Source organism: Asticcacaulis solisilvae, from assembly GCF_017875235.1.
Classification (GTDB): domain Bacteria; phylum Pseudomonadota; class Alphaproteobacteria; order Caulobacterales; family Caulobacteraceae; genus Asticcacaulis; species Asticcacaulis solisilvae_A.
Genome location: NZ_JAGGMI010000012.1, coordinates 22,851 through 49,181 on the forward strand (window position 1 = coordinate 22,851; position 26,331 = coordinate 49,181).

Annotated in this window: 15 protein-coding genes; 6 read left to right on the top strand and 9 right to left on the bottom strand. The window is 61.8% G+C overall.

All coding sequences use genetic code 11. The annotated features are described in order from the left end of the window. Window positions 1-9: 9 nt before the first annotated feature. Genes J2X24_RS17685 through J2X24_RS17695 form a run of 3 tightly spaced genes read right to left on the bottom strand, consistent with a single transcriptional unit; the run spans window position 10 to window position 6,871 of the window. Window positions 10-2,862 (bottom strand): glycoside hydrolase family 127 protein, encoded by a 2,853-nt coding sequence (locus J2X24_RS17685; RefSeq protein ID WP_209724559.1) that lies wholly within the window; start codon window positions 2,860-2,862, stop codon window positions 10-12. A 38-nt stretch (window positions 2,863-2,900) separates the two neighbouring features. After that, window positions 2,901-4,481 (bottom strand): family 43 glycosylhydrolase, encoded by a 1,581-nt coding sequence (locus tag J2X24_RS17690; protein ID WP_245344897.1) that lies wholly within the window; start codon window positions 4,479-4,481, stop codon window positions 2,901-2,903. Next, on the bottom strand, window positions 4,478-6,871 hold the full coding sequence (locus tag J2X24_RS17695) for a glycoside hydrolase family 127 protein (RefSeq protein WP_209724560.1): 2,394 nt from the start codon (window positions 6,869-6,871) through the stop codon (window positions 4,478-4,480). Before J2X24_RS17695 ends, J2X24_RS17690 begins: the two co-directional genes overlap by 4 nt. 110 nt (window positions 6,872-6,981) lie before the next feature. On the opposite strand from J2X24_RS17695, the gene J2X24_RS17700 reads away from it, so the two are divergent. After that, window positions 6,982-8,736: a DUF885 domain-containing protein gene (locus tag J2X24_RS17700; RefSeq protein ID WP_209724562.1), complete on the top strand. Its 1,755-nt coding sequence runs from the start codon at window positions 6,982-6,984 to the stop codon at window positions 8,734-8,736. Beyond that, entirely contained in the window at window positions 8,736-9,776 is a 1,041-nt protein-coding gene (locus tag J2X24_RS17705) for an Ldh family oxidoreductase (RefSeq protein WP_209724564.1), read from the top strand. The genes J2X24_RS17700 and J2X24_RS17705 overlap by 1 nt, the downstream gene beginning before the upstream one ends. On the opposite strand, the gene J2X24_RS17710 is transcribed toward J2X24_RS17705, so the two are convergent. Next, complete coding sequence (locus J2X24_RS17710; protein WP_209724566.1) at window positions 9,773-12,067, bottom strand: Tat pathway signal protein; 2,295 nt, start codon at window positions 12,065-12,067, stop codon at window positions 9,773-9,775. The two genes, J2X24_RS17705 and J2X24_RS17710, sit on opposite strands and share 4 nt — an antisense overlap. 89 nt (window positions 12,068-12,156) lie before the next feature. After that, entirely contained in the window at window positions 12,157-15,111 is a 2,955-nt protein-coding gene (locus J2X24_RS17715; protein WP_209724568.1) for a TonB-dependent receptor domain-containing protein, read from the bottom strand. 138 nt (window positions 15,112-15,249) lie between these two features. On the opposite strand from J2X24_RS17715, the gene J2X24_RS17720 reads away from it, so the two are divergent. Then, window positions 15,250-16,260, top strand: coding sequence for a cupin-like domain-containing protein (locus J2X24_RS17720; protein ID WP_209724570.1), 1,011 nt, complete (start codon window positions 15,250-15,252; stop codon window positions 16,258-16,260). Here J2X24_RS17720 and J2X24_RS17725 read toward each other — a convergent pair. Beyond that, on the bottom strand, window positions 16,257-17,435 hold the full coding sequence (locus J2X24_RS17725) for a M24 family metallopeptidase (protein WP_209724572.1): 1,179 nt from the start codon (window positions 17,433-17,435) through the stop codon (window positions 16,257-16,259). The genes J2X24_RS17720 and J2X24_RS17725 overlap by 4 nt on opposite strands. A 9-nt stretch (window positions 17,436-17,444) precedes the next feature. Further along, window positions 17,445-18,671, bottom strand: a complete 1,227-nt coding sequence (locus J2X24_RS17730; RefSeq protein ID WP_209724574.1) for an NAD(P)/FAD-dependent oxidoreductase — start codon at window positions 18,669-18,671, stop codon at window positions 17,445-17,447. Between the two features lie 80 nt (window positions 18,672-18,751). On the opposite strand from J2X24_RS17730, the gene J2X24_RS17735 reads away from it, so the two are divergent. The 3 genes from J2X24_RS17735 (at window position 18,752) to J2X24_RS17745 (ending at window position 21,545) form a co-directional block, all read left to right on the top strand. Then, on the top strand, window positions 18,752-19,666 hold the full coding sequence (locus J2X24_RS17735; protein ID WP_209724576.1) for a dihydrodipicolinate synthase family protein: 915 nt from the start codon (window positions 18,752-18,754) through the stop codon (window positions 19,664-19,666). A gap of 26 nt (window positions 19,667-19,692) precedes the next feature. Beyond that, entirely contained in the window at window positions 19,693-20,706 is a 1,014-nt protein-coding gene (locus J2X24_RS17740) for a 4-hydroxyproline epimerase (protein WP_209724578.1), read from the top strand. A gap of 176 nt (window positions 20,707-20,882) precedes the next feature. Further along, window positions 20,883-21,545 carry a GntR family transcriptional regulator gene (locus J2X24_RS17745; RefSeq protein ID WP_209724580.1) on the top strand — a complete coding sequence of 221 codons (663 nt, stop codon included), beginning with the start codon at window positions 20,883-20,885 and terminating at the stop codon, window positions 21,543-21,545. Window positions 21,546-21,788: 243 nt separating this feature from the next. Here the strand turns inward: J2X24_RS17745 and J2X24_RS17750 are convergent, their stop codons facing one another. Together J2X24_RS17750 and J2X24_RS17755 are read right to left on the bottom strand one after the other, a co-directional pair. Further along, the gene (locus J2X24_RS17750; protein WP_209724582.1) at window positions 21,789-23,195 is read right to left on the bottom strand and encodes an amino acid permease; all 1,407 of its coding nucleotides are present in this window, start codon (window positions 23,193-23,195) and stop codon (window positions 21,789-21,791) included. An 86-nt stretch (window positions 23,196-23,281) separates the two neighbouring features. Continuing rightward, complete coding sequence (locus J2X24_RS17755; RefSeq protein WP_245344899.1) at window positions 23,282-26,050, bottom strand: DUF5695 domain-containing protein; 2,769 nt, start codon at window positions 26,048-26,050, stop codon at window positions 23,282-23,284. Window positions 26,051-26,331 lie beyond the last annotated feature (281 nt).

A 26,331-nucleotide genomic window follows, 5' to 3' on the forward strand; every position in this document is an offset into this window, starting at 1 on the left:
TTCCAGGCCTTAGGCCCGCCCCTTTATCCAAACCTGTGATTGCAAGCCGGTGAAACGGACCCTTGGCCCCACCTCGGCCTGGGCGACAGGCGTCGCGGCGACCGACGTCGTCGCGCCCGGGGCGAAGTCGACATCACCCGTGCCGATGTCCGCCGCCTGGCCTACGCGGTTCATGCGCGCATAGTTGGGGACAGCCAGCATGGGTGAACCGTCGGCCCACTTGCCGCTGATGGCGATGACGCCATCCAGCAGATCTGGCTTCCACTCCGCCTTGAGCGGTCCCTCACCCAAGGTCTGTTCGATGTCAGGCTGATCGGCGCGTTCGACATTGTAGACCAGTGGTCCATAGGCGAGCGCCACCCGGCCGCGATTGGCAGCGATGCGGGTGTCGGCCTTGATACGCTGAACCGCCAGCGGCAGGTCGAGTGCGATTGTGTCGCCCTTCTGCCATTGGCGGGTGATGACGGCATAGCCCTTCTCGATCCTGGCCTGAACGGCCTTCCCGTTCACTTTCAGCGTCTTCACGCCCTTGACGACAGGCGTCAGCTCATAAAGCTCGCTGGTCGTGCGGTCGGGGATGCGCACACGCACGGTAAACGTCTTGCTCTGCTTCGGATTGACGGTGATGGCGATGGCGCCGTCCCATGGATAGCGCGTCTGTTGCACCATCTCGACATCAGTGCCGGCGACATTATCAACCGTGATGGTCGAGCCGACGAACAGGTTGATGTAAAGGCTTTCCGCGTCCTTTGCGTAGGTCCAGGTCGGCAGCATCAGGAGCGTACGCGGGATGTTGGCGACGCAGCACGGACAGACGTGCCAAAGGGTGCGTTCGGTGTTCACCAGCGGATTGGTGTAGCAGAAGCTCTTGCCTTCCAGGTCGGTTGCGCCAAGCAGCGCATTATACATGGTCTGCTCGTAGAGGTCGGCGTACTTGGCGTCGTGATAGGCCAGGTTCAGCTTGTACTGGAAGAAGATCAGGCCTGCACTGGAACAGGATTCGCAGTAGGCGCCATTGCGCAACGAATAGTCCGGGCCGAAGCCTTCGGACGTCTCGCCGCTGCCGATGCCGCCGGTGATATAGTACTTGCGGTTGACCATGTTGTCCCACAGCGACATGACCGCGCTCTGGTAATCGACGTCACCGGTTTCAGCGGCAATGTCGGCCATGGCCGAGTAGGAATAGACGGCGCGCACCGCATGCCCGACCGCTTCATACTGCTGTTCCGGCGGCAGGTGGCTCTGGTCGTATTCCTGGCCGCCCCTGCGTGACTCCAGCAGGAAGCGGGCCAGAGAGACATAGGCGTCACCCCTGCCCCCACCTTCGACGTCGTTGACGAAGCGGCCAAAGCGGACCAGCGCCTGCTCCATTTCCTGGTGGCCGTCGTACCAGTCCTTCTTGCCCGGGCCGATATTGGCGACCCAGCAATCGGCCAGCTTCTTGGCGCCGTTATAAAGACGCAGGTCCTGGCCATTGGTCAGGGTGTAGTGGTTGATGGCCGACTCGATGAAATAGCCGGCGATATAACCTTCGTGGTCAGCGCGGTGCGCCGGGTCCCAACGCTCGTCCCAGGCGCCAGGCGCCGCCAGCGTCTTGGCGGTCTGGAGATAGCCGTCGGGTTCCTGCGCCGCCAGGATGATCGGGATCCAGCGGTCGATCGTCTTTCGCATCTTTTGCTGCGCAGCAATCATCTCGGCGTCGCCCTGCGGATCCACCATCAGGGCGATGCACATGGCTTCGACGTTTTGCAGTACCCAGGCGTTGGAGAAGACATAGCCTTTATGCGCGCCGTGCGGCTCGCCACGATTTTTCTTGGCCGCCTCGATGAAGTTGTCGATGCCGCCGTTGCCGATCTTGAGGTCCGTGCGCTCGCAATAGTCGATAACGTGTGGAATCCAGTTGACGATCAATGCTTTGGCGCGGGCGTTCCACAGCGGATTATCAATGGCATATTTGCGCGTGTAGACAACATCGAGGCGCTTGGCCGGCGGCGCTTCCGTGGCGCGCAGGCGCAGTTTCGAGCTGCTGACCTTGCCGCCGGCGTGGGCCGTCAGCTCGAGGACGTAGTCGCCGGTCACCGACACGGTCGCGGTCGTATTGGCCGACAGGGCGTCGGCAAAGGTCACCGTGCCGGGGCCCGAAACCTTGCGCCACAAGACACCGGCATCGCCGCCCTCGGTCAGCCATTCCGCCTTGCCGTTGAGATAGGTCTTTCCGCCCATGACGACGATGCGATCGACGCCGGCAACGACAGCCGGTGCAAAGGCCGGCACGGCGCCGTGGCTCCAGGCCTGCCATTCCAGGAGGCCGGTCGACAGTGTGCCGTCCGAGACGATTTCGAGCCTGAGCTTGTCCGTGGTGACCGGATCGAAAGTCGTCGTAAAAAACGCATCCTTGCCCAGGCCATATCCCTTGGCATTCCTGACCGGCACGAAGGCCGCGCCGTCCCAGTAGAGCAGGCGATAGGATTTCGGCAGGCCGACGCCCTGGCCGTCGACCCAGAAATAGACGTCGATTGTGCTGGTCGTGACCGGCTGGCTCCAGTCGTACTGCACCCACTCGGTGCCGGTCTTCGGCCAATTGCCGTACATGCCCTTTTCGACGTCATTGGAATCGCGAGGGACGCTGCCATCGTTCAGGGCGATGACCTTGGTGTCGCCGGAATTATAGGAGGTCGACGGTGTGGCGACTTTGGCCAGGTTCACCGGCTTGCTGTTTTGAGCAAACGACGGCGCCGACCAGGTCGCGAATGTCGCTGCGGCTGCGGCACCAGACATGGCCGTAACCACGGAGCGACGGCTGACCCCACAATCGCAGGCTTCGGCGACACAGGTGTGGCCGGTAAATACACGTCGGGTCATGTCGTCTCTCTCCAGAGTCTTTTCTTATTTACAGGCGGTTACTTGCAGATTTGGGCGGCGGCTGCGCGCATCGGTCGGACCGATTGGGGTTTGGCATCCGGCGTCAGGGCTTCCCATTCCTGTACGCCGAATGCGGCGAAAGTCTTGCCATCGGTCGAGGCGTCGAGCACCGCACGCAGGCAACGCGTTGTCACCGGCGCGAAGTCGACTACGTTGAAGGTCTCAGGCGCATTGCCATAGGCTGTCGTGGCCCGGACGGCGGTCCAAGCCGAACCTGTCCAGTATTCGAGATGCCAGGCCTTCGGCGGGGCGACACCGACACCGGAGCCGACGGGCTGGTCGGCAAAGAACCAGATGCGCGAACCGTTAAGCGTGACAGGCTCCTCCCAACGGTACTCGATCCACTGCTGCCTGGGGTGGTTGCCGGTCCAGCTGCCCCAATAGTCGGGTGGCAATGGGGTCTGACGGACCTTGCCGTCTTTCAGCGCGCCCAGCCAGTACTGCACAGGCACGGGCTCATTTGACGAGGCTGCCGTGGCGGCCGGTGCGGCATTGCGCTGTGGCGGCGTCATGGTCGGCTTGACGGGCGTGGTCACCACCTTCTTGATAGCGGCAGGTGAAACGCTGTCGTCCCACAAGACCTCATCGACAGCGACGCTGCGGCGGAAATGGCCACCGTCCTTCGCATCGGCCGTGTGATAAGCAATATACCATTTGTCCTTATACGGAACGATGCCGGGATGCGATGTCGTCGACGATACCGGATCGAGCATGACGCCGCGATACGTCCATGGTCCCAGCGGTGACGACGCCGTGCCGTAGGCGATACAGGCATAGTAGACGGCCTGGGTGCATTCCGACGTCGGCCCCGCCTTGTTGCCGGCATAGGCCATGTAGTAGGTGCCGTTACGTTTGAAGATCCACGGCGCTTCGAAAAAGCCGGTCAGGGTGGTGACGTCGACAATGTTGCCTTTGAAGGTCACCATGTCTTTTTCGAGCTCGACGCCCTTGAGGCGGCCGAACGTGCCCCAATACATGTAGACACGGCCGTCGTCGTCGACAATCACGGTCGGATCGATGTTCTGGATGGTGTTGGCGACCGGATAGGATTGCGACACGACCGGGCCTGATGCGTGGGCATCGACCCACGGACCTGTCGGGGTATCAGACACCGCGACGCCGATCGCGAAGCCATCCTTGTTGGTCGTGCCGGCCTGCATGACCGGGGCATAAAGGTAATATTTTTTGTCCGGCCCCTGAACAATCTGCGCGGCATAGGCGCGGCCGGGCGTCGCCCATTTGAAGACATCGTCAGGCTTCAGGAAGTGCGGATAGTGGGTCCAGTCACCCGAGGTCGGATCACTCGTCGCCAGCATCTGCCATTCCGGCATGATGAAATCATTGACGCCATCTTCGGCGATGTCGCGGCCGGTCAGGATATACAGCTTGCCATCGGCGACCAGCGGCGCCGGATCGGTCGTGTAATCGGCACCGTCCGACAGGATCGGATTGCGCGCGGCGTGAACAGCACGACTTTCCAACGCGGGCTGGGCGGTCGCCGTAGCGCAGGCGGCCAACAGGGGCAGAAGCGCGGCGGTGTAGAACGAACGCATCATCATGCCTTTGTCGCCGCGGCGGTAAACAGGCGGACGCCGAAGACCGGGCCAGCCGTCTTGCCTTCCTGGGCGTTGAACTTGACGGTAATCTTCGACTTGCCCTTGGTCAGTGCAAGCGGGATCGGATAATCGACATCGACCCAGGCGCCTGGCTGGCGGCCCGACAGGCGCTCATGTGCGATAACCGTGCCGTCGATCTCGATCGTGAAGCTGCGGTTGAATTCCGAGCCCCAATAGGTCGCTTCCAGCACCAGCGGGCCGGCCTCCTTGCCGTCCTTCTTCACGTTCATCTCGAAGGTGAACCAGCCGCCGGTGCGGGCATCGCGGCCATTGCGGTTGCGATAGACGACCGGATAGGAGTTGCCGAAGGTCTGGAGGTTGTGGTCGCGCTCGGGCTGCATCTCGCCTAAGTGCATGGTGTCGACCGAGCGGGCTGCCAGCTCTTTCAGACGTTCCTGTTCGGCGCGATAGGCGACCTGTGCCTCTGCCCATTCGGCGTCGTTATAGCGGTTGAAATAGACGGCCGTGCGGCGCTCATATTGTGAGTAGAAGGGCCGGAACGTCATGTCGCCCGGACGGCCAATGCCGTTAGTCTTATAGACGGCCTCTTCGACCGAGACCGGCGTGAACGAACCTAGCAGGTCGGCGCCGACCAGGGCCGGCGCATCGCCTTCCCACGGTTGATCCGACGCACCAAGATCGGCGGCCAGAACCATCGGACCGCGCAGCAGCGCCACGACCTTGTCGTCGCCGGCCGTGCCTTCGAAACGCAGATCCATCGGCAGGTCGAGCGTGACGACATCGCCGGCCTTCCACTTGCGGCGGATCAGGGCATAGCCCTTGTCGGCTTTGGCGAGAGCGGGCTTGCCATTGACCAGCAGAGTGTGCGTCTTGGCCCAATCCGGGATGCGGACGGCGACTGTAAAGGTCTTCGCGCCCGAAAGCTGGCCGACCTTGAAGGCGACCTGGCCGTCATAGGGGTATTTCGTCGTCAGTTCGAACGCGGCCTTCTGGGCCTTCCATTCGACCTTGGACGGGATGAACAGGTTGACATAGAACGTGTCGGCTGACTGCCAGTAAATGCTGTCGCCGTGCTTGGAATGGCTCTCGATACCCGACAGGACGCAGCACCAGAACGAGTTTTCTTCCGTCGAGAACTCGCGCGCCGTGCCCGACATCAGCGGCACCATATAGGCGAACATGCCGGTCTTCGGGTTCTGATGCGCCATGATGTGGTTCAGGTGGGCGCGTTCGTAATAGTCGAACCACGACGCGTTCGGCGACCAGCTGTACAGATGCCGGGTCAGCTTCAGCATGTTGTATGTGTTGCAGCTCTCGCAGGTCTGCTCGGTGATGTGCTTGGCGATCGTGTCGGGTTCAAAGAAATATTCGCGGTCGGCATTGCCGCCGATGACGAAGGAATGGTGGTTGACGACGCGCTCCCAGAAGAAGTTGGAGGCGTCGCGATAGCCGGGCTTCCTGGTCACTTCATAGAGGCGCGCCAGGCCGATCAGCTTCGGCACCTGGGTATTGGCGTGGTTGTTGGCCAGCTTGTCCTGCTGGGCCGTCAGCGGATCGAGGATGCGCTTGTGGTAGATGCGCTCGGACAGGGCCAGCCAGCGGACGTCATTGGTGCGCGTATAGAGCTCGGCGAACGACTCGTTGATACCGCCGTGTTCACAGTCGAGGACCTTTTGCACCTGCTCGTCATTGAGCGCGGCAAAGACCTTTTCGATATAGCCGCCCAAGGCGACGGCGACCGGAATACCGCGGTCGATACCCGCATAAATCTGGACGTCCATGAGGCCGGCGAACAGTTTATGCCAGTTGTAGAAAGGTACCCAGCAGCCATTGAGGTCGAAACCGGCCGAGCGGATATCGCCGGCCATGATTTCCGGGAAGATTTCCTTGCCGTCGACGATCGAGCCGTCCTTGCGCTTGCGCATGAAGCCGGCGGCATAGCCATCACCATGCGCCGCCTGGACCTTTTCCAGTTCGCCGATAATATAGTTGATGCGGGTGATGCATTCTGTGTTGCCGGTCTGGGCGTACATCAGCGACAAGGCCGACAGGTAGTGGCCCAGGGCCTCGCCGGCGATCGTGTCCGATTCCCAGCCGCCGTAGATTTCGCCCTTGACGGGGAGCCCTGCGAACTTGTGATAGTTGTGCAGCAGCCTGTCCGGCGACAGGAACATCAAGTACTTGCTGTTGGCCTCGACGGCTGTCAGAAAGGGCGACGGCAGAAGACGCACATCGTTCAGGCGGATAGGCGTGGGCCCCTGCGGCAAGGTTTCCGCGGCCCAGGCTGTGGCGCCGGTGGCGCTGAGGAGGGTCAGGACGGCGGTGCCCCGAAGCAGGCTGCGGCGATCAGTCGTGAAACGGGCGGCGGTCATCGGATACCTCTGTGCGTCAGCTGTGCAACGGGATTGCACCTTAGTGATATACGGTATACTATTTTGAAGCAACTCCCATTTGCTTCGCTTTAATAAGGACCGCCGCTGCCATGAAAGCCTTGCTGTTCGCCTCCGTCGCTGTCGCTGTTCTGTCGCTCTCACCGCTCGCGCATGCGGCCACGCCGGTTCCCGCCGGTGAGGCCTTCAAGGCGCTTTATACCTCTGAGTGGGATTGGCGGTCGAGCCAGCAGGCAGCCAGTGAGGACGGCGCAGCGCAATCGACCAATGGCCTGCCCGATGTGTCGAAGGCCGGCCAGGAAAAGAAGCTCGTCTATTGGCGCGATGTCAAAAAGAAGCTCGATGCCATCGACGTCAAGGCGCTCACGCCCGAAGATCAGGTCAATTACCAGATCTATCAGTTTCAAATCGAGACTCTTCTGGCCGGTCAGGAATTCAAGACCTATGAACGCCCGCTGGCCGGCGATACCTCCTTCTGGAGTGACCTCGGCTATATGGGCCGCGAAACCTATCGCACCGAAAAGGACTACCGCGCCTATCTCGTCAAGCTCAACGATATGCCGCGCTATTTCGCCCAGAACATGGACAATATGCGCGCCGGCATGAAGCGCGGTTTCACTGTGCCAAAGGTGTCGCTGGTCGGGCGTGACGTGTCGCTGTCGGTTGTTATTGACGCCAAGGGCGAGGCCAACACCTACTACCTGCCCTTCAAGTCGATGCCGGCCAGCATTCCGGCTGACAAACAGGCAGAACTGCGCAAGCTGGCGCTGGAAGCGATCGACAAGAGCGTCATTCCGGCGCACCAGTCGGTCCTGACCTTCATCACCAAGGAATATGGTCCCAAGGCGACATCGTCGATTGCCGCCTATGACCTGCCGAACGGCAAGGCCTTCTATGCCGCCCAGAGTCGTGAATACACGACGCTGGACCTGACGCCGGAACAGATCCACCAGATCGGCCTCGACGAGGTCGCCAAGATCCGCGCCGAGATGGCCGCGGTCATGGAGGAGGTCAAGTTCCAGGGCGATCTCAAGGCCTTCCTCCACTTCCTGCGCACCGATCCGCAGTTCTACGTCACCAAGCCGCAGGACCTGCTCGACCGCGCCGCGTGGTCTGCCAAGCTGTTCGACGCCAAGTCGGGCGACTATTTCGGTCGTCAGCCGCGCATGCGTTTCGGCATCTTCCCGGTCGCGCCTGAGCTGGCGCCCTTTTACACCGGCGGCCGTGGCGGTCCGGGTGGTTACTGGGTCAACACCTATAACTTGCCGGCGCGCCCACTCTATTCGATCCCGGCCCTGACTCTGCACGAAGCGGCGCCCGGCCACGCCTTCCAGATGCCGCTGGCCATGGAAAACAAGGGCCTGCCCGCGTTTCGTCAGCATACGTACATTTCGGCCTATGGCGAAGGCTGGGCGCTCTACGCCGAACGCCTGGGCGTCGAAATGGGCATCTATCAAACCCCCTATGAGCACTTCGGCATGCTGAGCTATCAGATGTGGCGCGCCGCCCGCTTGGTCGTTGATACCGGCATCCACGCCAAGGGCTGGACGCGCGACCAGGCCATGAGCTTCATGCGCGACAATACGGCCTTGAGCGAGCACGAGATCACGACCGAGACCGACCGCTATATCGCCTGGCCCGGTCAGGCGCTGAGCTATTATCTCGGTGAAATGGCCATCTGGAAGGCACGCGCCAAGGCGGAAAAGGCGCTTGGCGAAAAGTTCGATATCCGCGCCTTCCACGACACGGTCCTGGAACTGGGTTCGGTGCCGCTGCCGGTGCTGGAGGCACGCATCGACCGCTTTATTGCGGAAGGCGGCAAGAGCCCGTACGCGGATAACGACTGATGTCTGATACGCATATCCTCGCGCTCGACGAGGCCTTCGACTTCGCCGTCCGGGTGCTGGAAACCAACGGCTTTGCTCCCGATCATGCCCGCGCCATTTCGCGTACCATCTGGGCCTGTCAGCGCGACGAGTGCCATTCCCACGGCCTCTATCGCCTGCTGGTCTGCGTCCACACGCTGAAATCCGGCAAGGTGTCGCCGGACGCGCGGCCAGTGATCACCGATGTCGCGCCGGGACTGGTCCGCGCCGATGCCCGGGGCGCCTATTCGCTGCTGGCCTATGAGACCGGCCGCGAAGTGCTGATCGAAAAGGCGCGCAAAACCGGCCTGGCGGCATTGGCCATCAACCACTGCTATCACTTCTCGGCGCTATGGCCCGAGGTCGAAGCCATTGCCAATGAAGGCCTGGTGGCGATGGCCATGACGCCGTCGCATGCCTGGGTCGCGCCACACGGCGGCACCAAGGGTGTCTTTGGCACCAATCCGCTGGCCTTTGCCTGGCCGCGGCCAAACGGCAATCCGTTTGTCTTTGACTTTGCCACCAGTGCGGCTGCGCGCGGCGAGATCGAGTTGCATCGCCGCGCCGGCAAGCCCATTCCCGAAGGCTGGGGCTTGAACCGCGACGGCCTGCCGACAACCGATCCGACCGAAGCCATGAATGGCGCCATGCTGACCTTCGGCGGGCATAAGGGTTCGGCTCTGTCGGCGATGATCGAGCTGATGGCGGGTCCGATGATCGGCGATCTGCTCAGTCTCGAATCCATGGCTTATGACAAGGGCGCTGGCGCGACCCCCTATCACGGCGAGCTGATCCTGGCCTTCGACCCCAAGATCTTCATGGGCGCTGAGCACGCTGTGCATTCCAGCCGCGCCGAAGCCCTGTTCGATGCGATTCTTGGTCAAGGGGCACGCCTGCCTTCGCAGCGGCGCTATGAGGCGCGGGCGCGTAACACGGCATCCAACGCGATCAGCATTCCCCGCCAACTGCACGAGCAATTAACGGCAATGCTCGATCCGGAAACGGCGTCCCGTCCTTTTTAGGACGCCGTAATTTCGAATGCAGAAGACCCTTGCGCAGCGAAGGCAACCGTCTCACCCTGCATCTTCGCGCCCTTGCCATTCAGTTTAACGCTGCGCACAGGCTTGGGTGTGCGCAGATGCAATTGGACCTGCGCCGGACGGGCCTGGCCGTGGAAAGCGACCTTGGCCGACAGTTTGCCTGAGGCGTCGCCTTGCACGGTAAAATCGACCGGTCCCCAGCGCGTCGGTGCACCCTTGATCTCAATCGGCTTGCCGGACTTAAGCCAGTCACGCGGAATCGCGCGGCCGAGGTGCAGCACGTCCTGATCGGAGTCTTCGAAAACCAGCATCCAGCGCACCAGCTTCGGAATGGTCAGCTGGGCGGGAATGCAATAGAGCGGTAGGTCACCGGTAATGCCGGTCACCTCCCCCGCCACCCAGGTCCCCGGCGTGTGCGAGTGGTAACGGTGCGAATGCAGGAACAGCAGGTATTCCTCAATCCGCCCTGACCGCAGCAGTTGCTGGGCGTAGCCGTACGAGACGAAGCCCAACTGATCGCGGTGGGTTTCGTTCGCGCGGGTGATGTTGGCGACCACGCCGATGCAGGTGCCGCCATGGCCGCGCACGGCGTCGATGACGGTTTGAGCCAAGTCATCCGGCAGGACATCGGCGTGCAGCATTTCGGCATAGACGCGGTGCGCCCAACCCTGTTCGGTCCGCTGCTTCTTTTGAGCGGCTTGCGCATAGGCTTCGCGATGGGTCAGCCTGGTTCCCGGCAGGACGGCCAGATAAGGCGGCTTGAGGTCGCTGCGCACATTGGCGCGTGCCGCTCTCACCAGTTGCGCCTGAAGCTGTGTCGCACGCGCCTCCCAATCCTTGGCGAGGTCCGTGCGCTCCGGATCGATCAATGGCCAGATCCGCGCCAGGTCGCGCCAGCCGCGCACGGCAAAGGCGGAATTGTTCCAGTAAGGCTTCCACCACAAGGACGGATCAGGGTGCAGGCAGGCATCGGATTCGCTCCAGCCGTCCAACAGCCCAAAGCCCGGATCGCTGGCCTGCTTCTTGAGGCTGAGATCGTGCAGTTCGGTCAGGATCGCTGCCTTGCCCGCGATCTTGCCGGAGATTCGCCGCAGGGTCGCGACATCGCCGGTGTAAAGGCCGTAGCGCGCCAGCAGGCTCAGGCTCAGGCCAAATTGCGGCACTTCCGGGCCGCGCATATTGATCATGCCGTCATCAGACGTGAACTGATCGAAATAGTTGTCGATGACGGCCTTGGCCTGCGCGAACCGGCCCCATTCCAGATTGGCGTAGAGCGACGAGGTGAAAATGTCCTGGAAGCCGTCATATTCCGGGCCGAAATAGTCGCGATCGACCACACCATATTTCGGATAATCGCCACCCGGCCGCGTGATCAGCTCCTTGGCGAAGGCGTGGGTGACCATGTCGCCGAGGCTTTCGTCCGGCAGGGTAACCGGCGCCTGGTCCTTGACCTCCGCCTCCCAGTAACCGGCGAAATCGAGCAGGCCGCGATAAAAGGCGGCGGCTTCCGGCACGGTCCGGCGCGGCGGGAATGGCGCATAGGAATGGGCGAAGGCCGTCTTGACCGGCTTGCCATTGTCATACTGAACGGTGCGATGCCAGGTCTGGACGATCAGAGGATCGGTGGCGCGGACATTGGCGAAGATCAGCAGGTCGTAATAACGCGTCGGCGACACCTCGATGATCTTGTGGATTGCCGGCAGCCAGCCGCCCAGCAGACCTTCCCAGCGTTTTTTGGCCATCTCGTCGCCGACCAGTTCGGGGAAGTCGTGTTCCGGGCGATAGCCGCGCACCCGGCCGTTCGGGAAGACCGGCATGGTGTCGCCCTGCTGGCGCGTGCCGACGAAATTGGTCCAGGCCATGCGTGTGCCCAGTTCGTTCGCCTTGAAATTCCAGCCGGCCGGCGGCGCCGCGCGGCGCACCTCTTCAGGGTCCGGATCGCCGTTTTGCAGCAGCTTGTCGGCCAGCAGATCGGCATCGGCCAGGCAGATATCCTTGAGCGCCAGGCCCAGATATTGCGGTGTGATGTCGTCGAAGCAGGCTGACAAGCGCTTGGTGAGCACCAGCGCTTCATCGCCGTGAACAAAGGTGATGACCCCCTCCCTCTGGGTCTGGTCTTCATAGACGGTCCAGCCGTCGAATTCGGAAAGTTTCGTGTGGCCCTTGACGTCGAAGGTCCGCGTCAATCGCGGCAGGGCAATGGCGGGAACGGCGGCCGCGGCTGTTGCGGCGATGACGGAACCGGCCAGGAAGTTGCGGCGGTGGATGGGCATGATGTGCTCCTGAAGATTTGCTTCCCGGCAAAAAAATGGCGCCGCCGACGAACCGGCAGCGCCTCAGGGGACTCTAAACTCCCGACACCTTAGAAGGCGCCGCTGAGACCGATGAAGAACATCCGGCCCAGCGGATCGTAGGTGCTAGGATAGGTGTTGCCGTTGCCGTTCTCGACCAGCAGGCCACCCATGATGGCTGGCGGATCTTTGTCGAAGAGATTGTTGACGCCGAGGCGAAGGACCAGACCCTTGGGCAGGTTCTTACTGATGGCCAGGTCGATATAGTTGTAGGCTTCGATCTCGGCGTTGAGCGTGGACTTGGTGCCGCTCAGGTATTGGTCGTCGGTGTTGGTCGCCAGGTCGACCTTGCCGAAGTAGCGCCAGTTGACGGAGATCGAGGTCGGCGCCCAGATGGACTCCCATGCCGGGGTCCAGGTGGTGCGCAGGTTGTGACGCCACTTCGGCGAAGGCTGACCGCAGGTCCCGCCGAACAGACCGGTGCAGTCATAGGAGCCGAGGCCCGGAAGCACTTCGGTTTCCAGCGAATTCAGCACGGTGCCGACCATCGAGAAGCTGATGCCGCCATAGTCCTTGCCGAACATCCGCTCGGTTTCGAGGTTGTAGCTGGCCGTCACATCGACGCCGGTTGTTTCCAGGAAGCCCGTGTTGATATTGGTGTTGACGACGTAGCCACCGTTGGCCTTGTTGTAGCCGAACAGGGCGCCTGTCGTCGGGTTACGTACGATCAGGCTGCAGTAGAACGGGTTGCCGGTTTCGACGCACTGGGTAACCGAAACCTGCGGATCGACCGAGCCGATATAGCCATCGATGCGGATCTTGAAGTAGTCGACGCTGAGGGCCAGCGGCGAGTTCTGGGGCGTGAAGACGAAACCGTAGGTCGTCGTCTTGGCCTCTTCCGGGCTGAGGTCCGGATTGCCGCCGCCGAGGCCCGAACCGACGTCCGCGGGTGTGGGCTCGATATTGCCATACCAGGCCGAGGTCACGCCGGTGCGGGCGCAATCGCTCAGGGACTTGGACGGCGTCGGGCCGGCGCAGGGGTCGATCAGGCCGACATTGCCGACGGCCTGGGCAGCGAACAGTTCGCTGACATTGGCGGCGCGCATGGCCTTGTTATAGCTGGCGCGGAACAGGATGTCGGGCGTCGGCGAATAGCGTGCTTCGATCTTGTAGGTCTCGGTCTTCTTCTCGGCGCCTTTGGCGGTCGGCGATTCCGAGTTGTAAGTGGATGAGCGGTAGCCGAGCGAAGTGCTGAGCGACCGGATCAGCGGCTTGTCGCTGATGAGCGGAACTTCCAGTTCGGCGAAATATTCGTCCGCCGTGATCTTGCCGTGCGCTTCGGCGGTTCCCGCGTCGAGCTGGGTCTGGTCGCGCTTCTCGTCGATCGCTTCCTTGCGGCTTTCGACGCCGAGGACGATGGCGACGCCGTCATTGGCCCAAGGCGATTGAACCCCGTAGTCACCCAGATCGCCGGTGACGAAGGCGTTGAAGACGTTGATGCTTTGCTCGTTGCGTGTGAAGGTCGGCGCATAGATGAAGGCATAGCCTTCTTCCGACGGGCCCTTGGCGCTGAAGACGTCGATCGGCTGACAGCCCTTGGAGGTGTCCTTACAGACGACGGTACCGTTGACCATGACGGCCTGCAGCGCCTGCGCCGCCTTGTCCTGGTTGATGTCGTTCTGATAGTTGAACTGGCCGATCGTGGTCGCGTACATATAGTTGACGTCGTAGTCCCACGTCTCGTTGATGGCGCCGCGGAAGCCGCCGGCCAGGCGATAGTCGGTGTGACGCATGTCGTTGCGGCGGCCGGGACCCGTCGCGGCGCGATAAACCACCTGGGTCGTGGCGTCGGCCGTCGAGGTCGTCGAGCCGCACAGGATGGTCTTTTGCTGGTCGCTCAGGAAGGGGTTGTCGCAGTTGACGGTGAACGGTCGGCCTGACCAGATGGCCGACGGGGCAACCTGGCTGACCGAATGGTCGTCCATGAACATGAAGCTGCCATAGGCTTCGATGTGCTCGTTGACGTCATAGTTGACGAAGGCGCCGGCGTTGTAGCGTTCGGAATTGCGCAGCGTATAGTTCGACGGCGCGTAGTTGTAATTGAACGACGAATCGTTGGGGACCCAGGTCTTGGTGCCGTCCTTTGAGTTGGCGAAGTCCTTGTTGGCGTTGGGACCGGTGATCGGACGGAAACGGCCGTAGGCGTGGTTGCTGGACCCGCCGCACTTGAAGGCAGAGCCCGTGCTGTCGGTGAATTCCAGTGCGCAGGTCGAATAGTCGCGCGCGTCCTGGGTCACGGCTTCCATCTTGCGATAGCCGAAATAACCGGTGACATTGCCCTTGCCGTCGGCAATGTCGGCGCCGGCGGCGATATTGAAGTCGTACTTGGCGCCGTCCCACACATTTTCCTTGGCGGGCGTGATGCCGGCCGCCGTCTGGACGCCGCGCAGATAGTCGTCGTCATTGGTGTGCTGATAGATGCTATACTGGGAATCGAAACGGATGCCGTTCAGCTTCTTGCGCATGATGAAGTTGACGACGCCGGACATGGCGTCGGAGCCGTAGACCGACGAGGCGCCGCCGGTCAGGACGTCGGTGCGTTCGACCAGCGACGACGGAATGAAGTTCAGGTCAACGCCGAGCGTCGGCAGGAAGCGCTGGCCGTCGATCAGCACCAGGGCGCGGTTGCCGCCCAGGCTGCGCAGGTTGACACCCGCCGTGCCATCGGAATTGTTCGACTGGTTTTCGTTATTGCCGGCTTCGATCTGCGGCAGGGTCTTGAGGACCGAATCGATGGCGGTGGCGCCCTGCAGCTTCACTTCGCGGTCATCGACCGTCGTGATCGGCGAAGCGCTTTTCAGGTTTGGCTTGCGGATACGGGTACCCGTCACGACGACGACCTGTGCGTCGGTCGCGTCCGCCGTTGTTTCCTGCGCCGTGGCGGTCACGGCGCTGACGGACCATCCCGATGTTATGGCGGTGAAGGCGACGCCCGCCAATATCAGGGCTTTCCTGTTCTTATTCATGGTATCCTCTTCCCCGGTTGCCTGCTTCCAAAGGGCAGCAGCGATGCGAGGGAGAAAATCACCACCCCTATATAACGTCAATATATGTTATATAATATTCCGAATATAGTATACAATTATGAAAGGTGTGATGCTTTTATGTCACCTTATGAGACGGCGCGTAACGTGGTCGCTGCGTTTTCCGGGGTAACGCCCGAACGTTTCGCCAATGACATCCAGCCAGCGAATCAGCCCGCCGTACTCAAGGGCCTGCTTTCGGGCTGGCCGATGATGGCATTTGGCTCCGACGACGCGCTGATCGATTACCTGTTGTCCCACGATCGCGGCGATCCCTATGGCGTCTATGTCGGCGCGCCGGAGATCAAGGGACACTTCTTCTACGGCGCCGACACCCGCAGCGAGAACTTCCGCTTTGGTCCGGCGCCGCTGCGCCAGGTGCTCAATAACCTGAAGACCGAGCGATCATCGGCCGCACCGCAATCCATCTTCATTCAGTCAGCGGAACTGCATCGCTACCTGCCGGCGGTCCGCGATACGCATCGCCTGGACCTATTGCCGCCGGGCATCGAGCCGCGCATCTGGATCGGCAATGAGACGGTGACCCGCGTCCACTACGACCTGAACCAGAACCTGATCTGCGTGGTGGCGGGCAGACGTCGCGTCATGCTCTATCCGCCCGAGCAACTGCCGAACCTCTATCCCGGACCGTTCGACCGGACGATCGGCGGCGTGCCGGTCGGCATGGTCGACCCGGAAAACCCGGACCTGGAACGCTATCCGCGCTTTGCACTGGCGCAGGACGCTGTCCAGATAGCGGAACTCGAAGCCGGGGACGTCTTATATATCCCTTTCGGCTGGTGGCATCAGGTCCGGTCGCTGGCGCGCTTCAACGTTATGATCAACTACTGGTGGGACGATGCGCCGAAGGCGGCGGCTCAAGCCTATGACGCGCTGTTCCACGCGGTGCTGGCGCTGCGCGATCAGCCGTCGTCCCGCAAGGCAATCTGGAAGGCGTTATTCGACTATCACATTTTCAGCGAGGCGCCGCTGGCGCACCTCACGCCGCAGGAGCGCGGTACGCTGGGTGAGATGACACCGCAACGCATCGCCCAGATCAAACGCGTGCTGCGGCAGAACCTCAATAATTAAAGCCGGTCGATGGCCGCCTGCGGTTCCGTGAACCATTTCGCGCCATTTTCGGTGACATACATGTGGTCTTCCAGCCGGATGCCGAAGCGATCCGGCACGACGATCATCGGTTCGTTGGAGAAGCACATGCCGGGTGCAAACGGCGTCTTATCGCCGCGCACCAGATAGGCGGGTTCGTGGATGTTGAGGCCTATGCCGTGGCCGGTGCGATGCGGCGTCCCCGGCAGGTCGTAGTCAGGGCCGAGCTTGTATTTCGCAAGAATTTTCCGCGCAGCATAATCCGCGGTCTCGCATGGCGCGCCGACCTTAACCGCAGCAAATGCGGCCGCTTGCGCTTCCTTTTCGATGTCCCAGATGCGGCGGTGTTCCTCATCCACCTTGCCAAAAGCGTAGGTACGGGTGATATCCGACGAATAGCCTTGGACGTAGCAGCCGGTGTCGATCAGGACGAGGTCGTTTTCCCGCAGGGTCTGCACGCCTGGCAGGCCGTGCGGAAACGCTGTGCCACGCCCGAACTGGACGATGCAGAAGGAATTACCGGCGGCGCCCAACTTGCGGTGGGCGGCCTCGATGAACTGGGTGACCTCCGCCGCGGTGATGCCTTCGTGCAGGATCCGCGACGTCGCGTGGTGGACCTGAAGCGTCATCGACTTGGCCTGCTGCATGGCGGCCAGTTCGGTCGGCGACTTGTACATGCGGCAGCCATTGATGACCGACGAGGCCTCAAAGATTTCGGCTCCCGTCTCCTTGCCGAGACGGCTGACCATTTCGAACGCCATGGCCGGATCGACGGCAAGCTTTGTCACGCCCCAGTCGCCGAGCGCCTGCCTGATCAGGGCATGGGGACTTTCGTGCTCGTGCCACAGCCGATAGTCCATTGCGATCTGCGTGTCGGCCTCGACCGAACCGCGCTCGAAATAGGGGCAGATGAGGATCGGATCGCCATCGACCGGCAGCAGCAGGCCGATCAGGCGTTCTGACGCGCCCCAGGGCAGGCCGACGAAATAGCGTAATGACGCCCCTGCCCCGACCAGCAGCGCACCGGCGCCCATTTCGCTTGTTAACCGTCGCGCCTTGTCGAGCCGCGCCAGGCGTTCATCGCGCGTAATGAGCGGCGCAGGCTCTGGCGGCGTCAGGGCGGCGAGTTCGTGTTGAATGGTCGAAGAGCCGATCATTACAATATCCTACTGGAAGCGCTTTAGCGAAAAGGCGGTTGGCGCAGGCGTGCCGGACAGCATATCGGCCGCCATTTCGCCGGTGATGGCCGCCAGAGTCAGACCGAGATGCTGGTGGCCAAAGGCATACCAGACATTGCCCTCAGGCGTCAGTCTGCCGATCGCCGGCAGGTAGTCCGGCAGGGTCGGGCGGGCGCCGTACCACTCGTCGGCGCTCGACAGGTTGGTGAAGGGCAGGCCAAGCTCGGAAACGTGGCGGCGCAGGCGGGTCCACTTGCTCCGGTCGGGCGGCCCCGACACATGACCCAGCTCGACAAAGCTGGCGGCGCGTAGGCCCCCTTCGAAACCGGTGACGATCATTGACCGGTCCTCGAACACGACGGGTGGCAGACCCTTCGGCCATTTATGTACGGGCGATTGGATATGATAGCCGCGCTCGGCGATGATCGGGATGGTGACGCCCAGGGGCTCGAGCAGAGCCTTCGACCAGACACCGGCCGCAACAACGACTTTTCTTGCCGGCACGACGTCGCCGCTGCTCAAGCGGACCTGCGGCGCGTTACCGTCTGTTATGTTCGCGACGTCCGCCGTGATTATCACGCCACCGCGCGCCACAAACGCCGCTTCCAGCGCTTCGAGCAGGCGGCGGTTGTCGATGATCTGACCGGTGTTTTCAAAGCGGATCGCGCCATGGACGGGGGTGCTTGTTATGCTGGACAGTTCACGCAGTTCCGCTTCCGTCGCGTCGTGAAAGATCGCAGTTCCGGTGTCGGCGGCAGTCCAGGCCGCCCTCCCCTTGCGCGCGCTTTCCGCGCTCTCCCATACTATATAGTGTCCGTCGGTGCGCAGCAGGTCGGTCGCGCCGATATTGGCCATCCGCCTGTGCCACGCCGGCATGGCCTGGGCGACCACGGCAGACAATGCCGCCTTGCCGGCGGCGAATCGCGACGCCTTCGCTGCATGCAGCAGCCGCAGGGAAAATGGCAACCAGTGCGCAATGGCGCTCAGCGGCAGAGCCAGCGCGCCTTTTGGATAGAGTCTTCCGGGGGCGGAGCGAATCATCGCCATCGACGCCAGGGGCTCGACCTGTTCGATGGCGATATGGCCGGCATTGCCGTAGCTTGCGGACGTCCGGTTGCGCTCGCGCTCTATCAGTGTGATCGTCTGACCCTGCGCCTGCAACGACAAGGCGATATTGAGGCCCACCACCCCGCCGCCGACCACAATTACGTCCATACCTTAATCATCCTTGTTGCACAGCATTATCGCATATAGTATACCGTATAACCTGTATACGGGTTCATGGAGCATTTTTAATGAGAATCGACTGGCGCGGTGTTTTTCCGGCGGTAACCACGCAGTTCAAGGAAGATCTTTCGATCGACTACGCGGATACGCAGCGTGTCGTTGACGACCTTATCCGTGACGGTGTGACAGGCATTATTGCCATGGGCACTTGCGGCGAAAACAACTCCCTCACCGCCGACGAAAAGCGCACCCTGCTGAAGGCCATCGTCGAAGTCGTCGCCGGCCGCGTGCCGGTCGTCACCGGCGTGTCGGAACTGACCACGCCGCTCGCCTGTGCCTGGGCGCGGGACGCCGAAGCGTTGGGCGCCAACGGTCTGATGCTGCTGCCTGCCATGGTCTATGTGCCTCGCACTGAAGAACTGATCGCGCACTTCACCCAGGTCGCCGAAGCCACCAAGCTGCCGATCATGCTCTATAATAATCCGACGGCCTACCGCGTCGCCATCACCAATGAGGTGCTGGAAGCGCTGAAGCCGGTCAAGAACATCGTCGCCGTCAAGGAATCGACGCCGGACACCCGCCGCTTCACCGATATGCACAATGCCTTCGGTGACCGCTATGTCCTCTTCGCCGGTCTCGACGACGTCGCCTTCGAAGGCCTGCTTCTGGGCGCCCAGGGCTGGGTATCGGGCCTGACCTCGGCCTTCCCGCACGAATCGGTCATGCTGGTCAAGGCGCTGGAAGCCGGCGACATCGACACGGCCCGCGAAATCTACCGCTGGTTCCTGCCGCTGCTGCACCTCGACGCCGAGCACGACCTCGTCCAGTCGATCAAGCTGGCCGAGCAGATCATGGGCCGCGGTTCGGAACGCGTCCGCATGCCGCGCATGCCGCTGACCGGTGCGCGCCGCGCCGAAGTCACCGCCATGGTCGAAAAGGCAGCGGCTTCCCGCCCGAGCCTGAAGATCGTAAAAGCGGCGTAATATCTACCTTCCTGCACGAGTCCGCTATGCGCCATACCTTCTTTGCCATCGATGGCCATACTGCGGGCAATCCGGTCCGCCTCGTTGCGGGGGGCGCCCCGCTCCTCAAGGGCAACTCCATGTCAGAGCGCCGTCAGGACTTTCTGACGCGCTTCGACTGGATCCGGACCGGGCTGTGCTTCGAGCCACGCGGCCACGACATGATGTCCGGCGGCTTTCTGTACCCGCCGACGCGCGACGATACGGATGCCGGCATCCTGTTTATCGAGACCTCGGGCTGCCTGCCCATGTGCGGGCACGGCACGATCGGCATTGTCACCTTCGCGCTGGAAAACGGCCTGATCACGCCGCGCACACCGGGACGCCTCAAGCTGGACGTGCCGGCCGGCGTCATCGATATTGCATACAAGACCAATGGTCCCAAGGTCACGGCGATCAAGATCACCAATGTTCCCGCCTACCTGGCCAAGACGGGTATCGAGATCGATGTGCCTGACTTTGGCGCGCTGACAGTCGACGTTTCCTACGGCGGCAACTACTACGCCATTATCGAGCCTGCCAAAGGAACAAAAAATGTCGCCTACACCGGCCTGGACGACCTGGGCGCGGCGCGAATCATCGAGCTGAGCCGAACGATTCGCGAGCTGGTGCGCGCGGCCTACGAGCCCATCCATCCGATGGATTCCACCATTCGTGGCGTCAGCCACGTCCTGTGGGCCGACAAGCCCAGGCACGACGGCGCCGACGGCCGCAATGCCGTCTTCTACGGCGAACGCGCCATCGACCGCTCACCCTGCGGCACGGGGACATCGGCCCGCATCGCGCATCTGCACGCCACGGGGCGTTTGAAGGTCGGCGAGAGTTTCGTGCACGAAAGCTATATCTGCAGCCGTTTCATCGGCAAGGTCGAGGCTGAAACAAGGCTGGGCGATCAGGTCGCGATCATTCCGTCGATTGAAGGCAGCGCAATTTCGACCGGGTTCAATACGATCTGGATCGACCGCGAAGACACCTTCTGGCAGGGCTTTCAGGTTCTCTAGACTTTTTTGCGCGGCGTCACGACCGTCGCAAAAGTTTCCAATGTTTTTCATTCCCGCGTCAGAAATGTCGCATTCAACGAAAATTCACATATCTGTATACAATATAATCAGTTGAATAATATTGTAACGCGTACCAATCGGTGCAGACTGCACAGATGAATCGAGGCCGATAAAGCATGGCTATTGTCGTACAAACCCTGTCCGAGCAAATTTATGCACTGATCCGCGACCGGATCATTTCAGGTGACCTGCCGGCGGATACCGCCATTCGCCAGGACGCCCTGGCCGCCGAACTCGGCGTCAGCAAGATTCCCCTGCGCGAGGCCTTCGCCCGTCTCGAGCAGGACGGCCTGCTCTTCTACATCACCAATCGCGGTTTCTTCGTCCGCTCCCTGTCCTTCGATGAGGTCGAGGAGGTCTACGCCCTGCGCCTGAAGATCGAGCCGGAAGCCGTGGGCCTGGCGTCTAAGAAGGCGACCGACGCCGACAAGAAGGTGGCACATAACGCCCTGCTGGCGCTCGATGAGGCCGCCGGCTCCGACCGTTCGAAGGTCGGCAAGATGAACCGCAACTTCCACATGGCCCTGGTGCGCCCGATCCAGCGCCAGGTGACCATCCAGGTCGTTGAACGCCTGAACCTGATTTCCGAACGCTATGTCGGAAAGCACCTGGAGCCGGCCGGTCGCGACAGCCGCGCCCATGAGGAACACACCGCCATGTACGAAGCCTGGGCGGCCGGCCAGGCCAAGGTCGTCGAAGGCATGATGTACGATCATATCAACTCGACCCTGGAAGACCTGCGCAAGCAGTTCGAGCTTGAGAAGAACCCGGCGGCGTAAGTCGGCCATCGTCAGATACGAAAAAGGCTGCGGATCGCTCCGCAGCCTTCAGGCTGCTGACAAAGTCTGTGGACAATTTTCATGCGGTATATTGCCACCTGATTCACGGAACGTCTCGGAATCAAGCGGTGAACATATCGGAATCAAATTGTGGCAATTGGCCCTTCTCAAAAAAGATAGGGGGTTTGTCAGTAGCCTGAAGGCTGCGGATCGCTCCGCAGCCTTTTTTGCTTGCCTACCGGCCTATTTCGCCTTGCGCAGGACGCTGTTCCACCGGCCATAGGCGAAGTAGACGACGAGGCCCACGACCATCCAGATCAGGGTGAAGCCCTGGCTCTGCACCGGCAGGCTCGAGAAGATAAAGGCGCAGCCGCCGATAGTGATCAGGCCGACGACCCAATGCAACGGCACCTTGAAGCTGCGCGGTTCATTCGGCAGTTTGTTGCGCAATATGATCATCGACAGCGCCACGGCGATAAAGGCGATCAGCGTGCCGGCGTTCGACAGTTCGGCGATCTTCTTCAGCGGCACGAAACCGGCGCCAAGGGCGACCGCAATGCCGGTGATCAGGGTGATCAGCGCCGGCGAACCCTTGCTGTTGACCGCGGCCACGGCTTTAGGCAATAGGCCGTCGCGCGCCATGACGAAGAAAATCCGGCTCTGGCCGTACATCATGACCAGGATGACCGACGGCAGGGCGACAATGGCCGCGCCGCCGACCAGCGTTGCCACAAGCGGCTGCCCCAGGGTGCGCAGGACGTGCGGCAAGGGCTCGCCCGAAGACGAGATGTCCTGATAGCCGACGGCGCCGATGGCGACGGCCGCGACCAGCATGTAGATCAGGGTCGAGATACCCATTGAACCCAGGATGCCGACCGTCAGGTCGCGGCCAGGATTCTTGGCCTCTTCCGCCGAGGTCGAGACTGCGTCGAAGCCGAAGAAGGCGAAGAAAACGATGGCGGCGGCAGCCATTACACCGAACTTCTCGCCGCCGATCTCATGCGCCATGAAGCCGAACGGCATGAAGGGATCGTAGTTGCCGCCCTGGATGGCCGGGAAGCCGAGGACAATAAAGGCGCCCAGGGCGACGATCTTGATGATGACCAGAAGGATGTTGAGCGTGGCGCTTTCGCGCGCGCCGATCAGCAGCAGGCCCATGACCGCCAGCGACACCAGAACCGCCGGCAGGTTGACCAGGCCGCCCGCATAGGGGCCGGCCAGCAGGACCGCGGGGAGTTTCAAACCCGCCGCCTCTTCCAGGAAACCGATCAGGTGGGCCGACCAGCCGACGGCAACCGTCGAGCAGGCCAGGGAGTATTCGAGGATCAACGCCCAGCCGACGATCCAGGCGACAATCTCGCCCATGCTCGAATAGCTGTAGGTATAGGCCGAGCCCGCCGTCGGGATCAGGGTCGACATCTCCGTGTAGCACAGGGCCGCGCAGGCGCAGACCAGTCCGCAAAGCGCGAACGAGATAATGACACCTGGTCCGGCCAATCCGGCGCCGACGCCGGTCAGGGTATAGATGCCTGTGCCGATAATGCCGCCGATGCCGAGCGCCATCAGGTGTGGCCAGCTCAGGGTCTTCGCCAGGGCCTTGCCGTCCTCTTCGGCGCGCTGCAAGGGCTTTAAGGGTCCGAACAATCCCATGGGTTTCCTTTATTTCTTGTCGTTTTGACGGACAGGGTGAACGAAAAAAGGACCGCAGCCAAGCCGCGATCCTCTCAAAAGTAACTTTATTTTTGCGGCATCAGCTCCACCGGGGTGGCAACTGCGCCGAGCGGGATGGCGTAGCCGCCGCGTGGGCCGGCTTGAAGCGATGCCGGGGCGTAGCCGTGGCCGTCCTTGGTGGTCACTTCGACATCCAGGAAGGCCTGCGGCGTGGTGGACGTCGCAGGCGCCAGGGTCAGGGTGACCTTGCCGGTGGACGGGCTGTAGCTGACGGTCTCAATCTTTCCCGCCTTGAGGGTCAGCCACAGCCCGGCCGGCGCGACGAAGACGCGGCTGCGCGCGCTGTCCTTCGGCGCTAAGGTGATGGTATCGGGGGTTTCCGTGACGATGCCACCCATGCCGACCCAGCCGAAGGTCGGATGGTCAACCAGGTAGGAGGCCGCCGCGACGGCATGGCCAAAGAAGCTCATACCGTAATCACCGTTCATGCCGTCGAACTTCATCATGTCCGGGAAGGAGTGGAAGGCCGCCGAGCCGAAGCCCTGATCGTCGATATTGGTCAGCGAACCCATCAGGCCGCCATAGGCGACGCGCAGCAGGTGGAAATCCTTGGGATTGGCGCGGTAGGCGTCGAACAGCGGCACAGCGTTCAATGACGAACCGTAGTGGTGCAGCTGACGCTCGATGCGCGACGTCTTGCCGGCATAGAGGAAGTCCCAGAAACGGCGCGCCGAGCCGTTATAGCCCCAGTGCGGGACGGTTGGATCGTATGCCAGGATGACTTCGCGGGTTGAATCCGCCGCCTTCTGGTCGCCGAAATAGCGCGCCCACATATAGACCTCGGCCTGACCGGTCGAATCCCACGGCATTTCCGAACCGAACGGATATTTCAGCGTCTGCCAGTGGTCGGCGCGCTTCTTCATCAGCGCCTGGACCTCGTTGGCCAGATCACTCATGCCTTCGCGCTTGAGGTCCTCGAGGATGTAGACAAAGACGTCGCCTTCCATCTGGCCGAACTGGGTGTAGTACGGCGCCTTGGTCATCATGGTCTTGGTCGTCTCGGCGGCGCGCGTCAGATAGGTCTGCCACGTTTCCTTGGTCGCCAGGCCCTGATGGTAGCGGCCGAGGCGATAGAGCGTCCACCAGGCGGCGGCCGGATGCGGATAGTTGTAGGAGCGGCCAAGATCCGCGGCGCCCTTGCGGTCCCACGCCGACCAGACTTTCCAGTTCAGTGCCGGGTCATAGGTGCCTTCGGGCATGGTGGCGGGGTCATAGAACATGACCGACTTGCGCACGCCGTACTTGTCCTCGCCTTCGGAGACCTGAATGTCGCCCCACAGGGTTTCCGACGCGAAGCGCTCGAATTTGGCCACCTCTTCCGGTGTCGGATTGTCGAGCTGCTTCATTATGGTGGCCAGCCACGAACCGGCGCCGCCTTCATCGCTCAGCCCCGAGATCCACACGCGATTGTCCTGTGTGATGATCTGGTTCTTATCGCGGTCATAGCCCATGATTGACGGACTGCGACCGAACGGGTCCTTGGGATTTTCGTACCATTGCTCGTTCGTCAGGAAGCGCCCCATGTCAGCGACCTTCTCGGCCTCCGGCTTGGTGACGAGATAGTGGATGGCCTGGCGCGAGCCATCGGCATAGGTCAGGGTCACACGCACTCGGCCGGCCATCTTGCCGGTGACTGTGTATTTCAGCCAGCCGTCCTTCGCCTTGATCGGGGCGGAGATATCGAGCGCGCCTTCGGGCGACTGGGCGATCGCCTTGACGGGTTGCCTAGCCTTCAGGAAGAGCGAGGCCGGCATGTCGGTCGGTACAATATAGCCGGGAAGACCGACGGCGACCGGACGGTCATTCTTCGTCAGGGTCGTTTCAATCTCACGGATCGATGGCGACAGCACGAAGCGGAAGGCATAGGTGGAAGTCGCGCCGGGCTTCAGCGTGATCGAGGTGGTCTCGTTCCACTGCTGGGCGTCCTTCCATTCATCGGTAAAGCCCTTCGAGGCAACCATCCAGCTATAGAAGCCTTCGAAGGTCATGTTGCGCGGTTCGGGATCGCTGTAGATCTTGATCGCCTTGTCGGGCGTGCGCTCATTGAGGATCGGCTTATAGAGCTCGAACTTCGCCGATTGCGTGTCCGGCAGGACCAGCAATGACGGCCCCTTCCCGTTCAGGCGGTTGACCTGGAGATAGCCGGCGTCGAGGCCAACATAGGGGTCATAGAAGGAGGCGACGTCGTGCGCTTCTTCGAGGTGGCGGCCGGTGATGATATTGTCGAAGACCATCGGCACGCCGAAGCCGCCGATCTCGACGGCGGTCTTGCCCGGATTCGTGACAGCGAAACGTAGCACCAGTTGGCCTTTGTCGACCGCCCAGGTGCGCACGACCTTCAGCGGGAGGGTCCCTGCGAAGGCACCGGAGATGTCGGCTGAAGCAATGACGCCCTTGCCGGCCCGCAGTGGCTTGATGACGCCACGCTTGAAGGCGGTCGAATAGTCCTGCCAGGCCGTGTCGCCTGCCAGGCGGACACGCAGGTCGAGGTCGCCCAGGCGGTAGTAGCCGTCACCGGTGCGCTGGGTGAAGCGGTTGGACGGCAGGTAGTCGAATCCGCCCTGCCCCTTCGGCTTCAGCGCCACCAGTGTCTGAGAGCTTGTCTGGAAGGCGCCGTCAAATTCCTTGGTTTCGAACAGCGTTGTCTGCGCTTCCGGCGTATTCCACGGCAGGACGGCGTTTGCGGTCTGCGCCAGAGCTTGCGTGCTCCCCCCGGTGGAGGCGACCATCATGGCGGCAAGAAGAGGTGTGAATAGGCGGAAGGGGGACGTCATCTCAAAGGCTCCTTCGGCCCGGCGGGATCGGCCCGAAATAAAAAAGCGCCCGTCATGCCAGGACATAAGACATGCACGACGGACGCCGAAGTTTATCCCGTCCAAGAAAAACCGCCGCAGGGAGTTGCAAAACGGATAACCGGCAAGGGTCGATGATCCGAAGATCAGGGATAGGCGAAACTTAACGCGTACGCGCGGGTGAAGACCTTACGACGCAGTCCGACGGCAGAATGATTATTCTACAGCTTTGCGTCGCCGATGCTCCACCCGCGGAAACACTT